The following is a 4158-nucleotide window of genomic DNA, read 5'->3' as shown; positions in this document are numbered from 1 at the left end:
CGCACCGGGGCTCCTGGCGGCACTGGCCCTTCCCGGGGGCGCGGCGGCCCCCGGGGACTGGCTCCTCCTCGGCACGGCCCTGGGGCTCGACGGGACCGGGCGGCTCTTCCTCGGGTTCACCGGGGTCCTCTGGCTCCTCTCGGGCCTCTACGGGCAGGCGTACCTGGGGCAGGACGGCGGACGGGCCGGCTTCTTCGGGGTCTACCTGCTCGCCCTGGCGGGGAACCTGGGCCTGTGCCTGGCCCAGGATCTCGTGAGCTTCTACCTCTTCTTCGCCCTCATGACCTTCGCCTCTTACGGCCTCGTGGTCCACGACCGCTCCCCCGCGGCCCTGGCCGCCGGGCGGGTGTACCTGGTCCTCGCGGTGGCGGGGGAGCTCCTGCTCTTTGCCGGGCTCGTCCTGCTCGCCGGCGCCGCCGGCACCCTGGCGCTCCGGGAAGCCCCCGCCGCCCTGGCCGGGGCGCCGCGGGGGGGCCTGGTCGCAACCCTTCTCCTCCTGGGGTTCGGCATCAAGGCCGGGGCGGTGCCCCTCCACGTGTGGCTGCCCCTGGCCCACCCGGCGGCGCCCACCCCCGCAAGCGCGGTCCTGAGCGGCGCCATGATCAAGGCAGGGCTCCTGGGGTGGCTGCGCTTCCTCCCCCTGGGAGAGGCGGCCCTGCCCGGCCTCGGGCTCCCCGTTGCCGCGGCGGGGATGGGGGCGGCCTTCTTCGGGGTCCTAGCGGGGTTCTTCCAGCAAAACCCGAAAACGCTCCTGGCCTACTCCAGCGTGAGTCAGATGGGCTTTCTCACTGTAGCCGTGGGTCTGGGCCTCGCCGAGCCCGCCCTGTGGCCTGCCGGGCTCGCTGCGGCGGGCGCCTACGCGCTTCACCACGGCCTGGCAAAGGGGGCCCTCTTCCTGGGGGTGGGCGTGGCGGCCGCCGGGGTCCGGGGAAGGGCTGCCCGGGCGGGCCTCGCCGCCGGCCTCGCCGTGCCCGCCCTCTCCCTGGCGGGGGTGCCGTTTACCAGCGGGGCCGCCGCCAAGGCGGCCCTCAAGGGGGCCGTGGACCTGGCGCCCGGGGCCTGGCCCGCGGCGCTGGCCTGGCTCCTGCCCCTGGCGGCGGTGGGGACGGCAGCCCTCATGGGCCGGTTCCTGTTCCTGGTGTGGCCCCGGGGGGACGGGGACAGTGACCCCTCCTTCGGGCTGGGGACGCCCTGGGCGCTCCTGGTGCTCGCCTGCGCCGGAGCGGCGTGGGCGGGACCCGCCGCAGGGTACGGCGAGGGAGCTTCCTGGTCCGGGCTGTGGTCCTCCTTCTGGCCGGCGGCGGCCGGGGGGGCGGCGGCCCTCGTCGTCTGGCGCACGGTCAGGCAACTCCCCGCGCGGGTGCCGGAGGGGGACCTGCTGGTCCCGACCCTGCGGGCGAGCCGGTGGATGGGGGGAGCCTTCCTGCGTGCCCTGGGCCCGGGGCTGGCAAGGCCCCTGCGCTGGCGCGACAGCCTCGGCACGGGCTGGGAGGCCCGATTGGCGCGCGCAGCCCCGGGGCTTCGGGCGGCCGAGGCGCACCTGGGTCGCTGGGCCTCCCTGGGGGTGGCCTTCCTCCTGGCCGCCCTGGTTCAGTTCGGCCTCTTTCTGTGGTAGGCGCCGACCAGAATCCACCACCAAATCTTTGGGGCGGGGTCCGGGAGTCCTGGAGCGCAGCCCCGTGCCGCCTCGACCGGACCGCGGCAGCGAGGCCGAAACCGGTGAGGCTCGGCGCGCCGGGTCCCTCGGCTACGCTGCCTCCGAACACCGCGGATTGCGGGGCGGAGCGCAAGGGCTCCCGGACCCCTCTTGCCACCCCGTTGGCGGATCCTGGCCGAGCGACCTCGGTGACAGCCCTGTGCCGGTCGGCTTATGCTTTGTGGGTGGACCGGCACAGGAGGGAGACGGGGTGAAGGAACGCCACGCGCGCACGGAGAGCCGAGCCCCGCGCCCGGGGGGGCGGGGGCGGCACGAGAAGAGGATCGAGCAGCCGGGCGTGACGGTGGAGGGGCGCCACGCGGGACTTCGCCTGGATCTCTTCCTCGCCGCCGTCTTCCCGGATCTCAGCCGCAAGCGGGCCAAGCGGCTCATCGACGGGCGGCGGGTCGCGGTGGATGGGCGCATCGAGGCCATGGCCTCCCGGGTGCTGCGCCGGGGCGAGCGGGTGTCGGTCCTCATGGAGGCCCCCGCCGAAACCCCGACAACCCCGCGAGACCTCCCGGTGCTCTACGAGGACGGCGAGTGCCTGGCGGTGCTCAAGCCCCCGGGGCTGCCCTCGGGGCCCACCCGAGACCCCGGGCGGCTCCACGCCGCGGCCCTGGCCGAACGCGTCGCCGGCCGGAAGCTCACCCTGCTCCACCGCCTGGACAAGGACACCTCGGGGGTGCTCCTCCTGGGGAAGACCCCCGCCTTCAGCACCGCCCTCCTCGACGCCTTCCGGCACCGGAGGGTGGAGAAGCGATACCTGGCCCTGGTGCGGGGCCGCCCGACGGAGAGCTTCGAGGTGGTTTCCCACTTGCGGGAGGGGGAGGGGGACCGGATGCTCACCGTGCGGGCCGGGGGGATGCGGGCGGAGACCGCCTTCCGGGTGCTCGCCCGTGCCCGGGAGTATGCTCTGGTGGAGGCCGCCCCCCGCACGGGCCGCACCCACCAGATTCGGATCCACCTCGCCCAGGCGGGGTGCCCCATCCTGGGCGACCCCCTCTACGGGGGCGACGCCGCGGCAGAGGGCGCGCCCGTGCCGCGGCAGATGCTCCATGCCTGGACGCTGGCCTTCGTCCACCCCGCCACGGGGGCGGAGCTGCGCCTCGAGGCACCGGTCCCCGCAGACTTCCATGGGTTGGCCCGGGCCATCTTCGGCCCGCGGCTTCCGGAGCCCCTGGAGGGGCGTTCGTCGACGGGATAGCGGGGTAAACGGGATGGGAACGACGGCGGAGGCGCAGGTCCCGGGGCGCCTTGCCCGGCCGGCCTTCCCCTGCGGAGCGGCTGAGCGACTGAAGCCGTGATTCACGAGCTGGGTGGTCAGCGGGGTCGGGGAACCCTTTCGCTCCACCGCGCAATCCGCGGTTTGTGGAGGCATCTCCCCCAGGGAACAGGTGCGCCGACCTTCACCCGTTTGCGCCGGGTGCCGCCAATCGGTCGATGCGGCGCGCGGCTGCGCTACAGGGTTCCCCGACCCCGCCCCAAAGTGGGATGGTGGGTCCTGGGAAGGGCCCGTCAGGGCGGTCCCAGTTCCCGGAGGGTGTCCTCGTAGGGGACGGGGTTCAGGCCGAGAGTCCGGGCGGCGTCCAGGGCGAGGGCGGCAAGCGCCCGCGCCTCGGCCCCGCGCCCCATCGCGGCCAGGACCAGGGCGAGGTTGTTCAGGGGCTCGGGGCGGTCGGGCGCCGTGGCGTGGGCGCGGCGAAAGGCCTCCTCGGCCCCGGCCGCGTCCCCGGAGCCATGGAGGGCGTTGCCCCACCCGAAGGCGCCCCGCCAGTCCCCGGGCCACCGGCGAAGGAACGTCTCGTAGCCCGGGGCGGCTTCCGCGGGGCGGCCGGCCTCCTCCAGGTCGGCCAGGGCTGAGAGGATCCCCTCCGGGTCCTCCCCGGCGGGCAGGCGTCCGGGGGGCAGGCCGAGGAGCCCGAAGGCGCCCCCCCGCTCCCAGGTGCGGCGGAAGGTCCCGAGGGAGACCCCCTCGGGCTCGGGCCCGCCCGCGTGGAGCACCGCGATCCCTCCCCCCAGGTCGTAGCCCGTCAGCACCGAGTAGTGCCAGCGGGGAAGCCACCGGAGCCCCCGGTTCTCGAGCACCAGGACCGGGTGCCCCGCCCCCACCTCCGCCAGCAGCCGATCGAGGCGGGGGCGGACCCGGTAGGCCAGGAGCCCCCGGTCCCGAAGCTCCCGGGGGAGGTCGACGGGCAGGGTACCGGAGCGGCCGGGCAGGTACACCAGGGGCGCCAGGGCCTCGGGGGTTTCGGGGCGTCCGGCCCACGCGAGCAGGGCGGCGAGAGAGGTGGGGCCGCAGTGGTCCTCGGTCTGCACGAGCACCGGCACCCCCGGGATTCGTGCCCGCGGCGGAAGCTCGGCCTCCCGAATCTCCCCCAGTCCCGGCGCACAGCCCCCCGCAGCGAAGGCGATCGCAGCCAGGGCCCAGCGCGCACAAACCCCGAGCCGGGAGGCCGTTG

General features: G+C 75.6%; 3 protein-coding genes. 2 read left to right on the top strand and 1 reads right to left on the bottom strand.

Features of this window, described 5'->3' with window-relative positions; translation table 11 throughout:
- Together AB1578_22365 and AB1578_22360 are read left to right on the top strand one after the other, a co-directional pair.
- Window positions 1-1615 (top strand): complex I subunit 5 family protein (locus AB1578_22365; protein MEW6490642.1); only part of this gene is annotated, 1615 nt, incomplete at its 5' end.
- Window positions 1616-1907: 292 nt separating this feature from the next.
- Window positions 1908-2903, top strand: coding sequence for an RluA family pseudouridine synthase (locus tag AB1578_22360; protein ID MEW6490641.1), 996 nt, complete (start codon window positions 1908-1910; stop codon window positions 2901-2903).
- Between the two features lie 311 nt (window positions 2904-3214).
- On the opposite strand, the gene AB1578_22355 is transcribed toward AB1578_22360, so the two are convergent.
- On the bottom strand, window positions 3215-4158 hold a 944-nt coding region (locus AB1578_22355; protein ID MEW6490640.1), incomplete at its 5' end, for a PA2778 family cysteine peptidase.

This window comes from Thermodesulfobacteriota bacterium (genome assembly GCA_040756475.1).
Lineage (GTDB): Bacteria > Desulfobacterota > Deferrisomatia > Deferrisomatales > JACRMM01 > JBFLZB01.
Note: the sequence above shows the minus strand (reverse complement) of the source record. Positions and strands in the feature narration are given on the sequence as shown.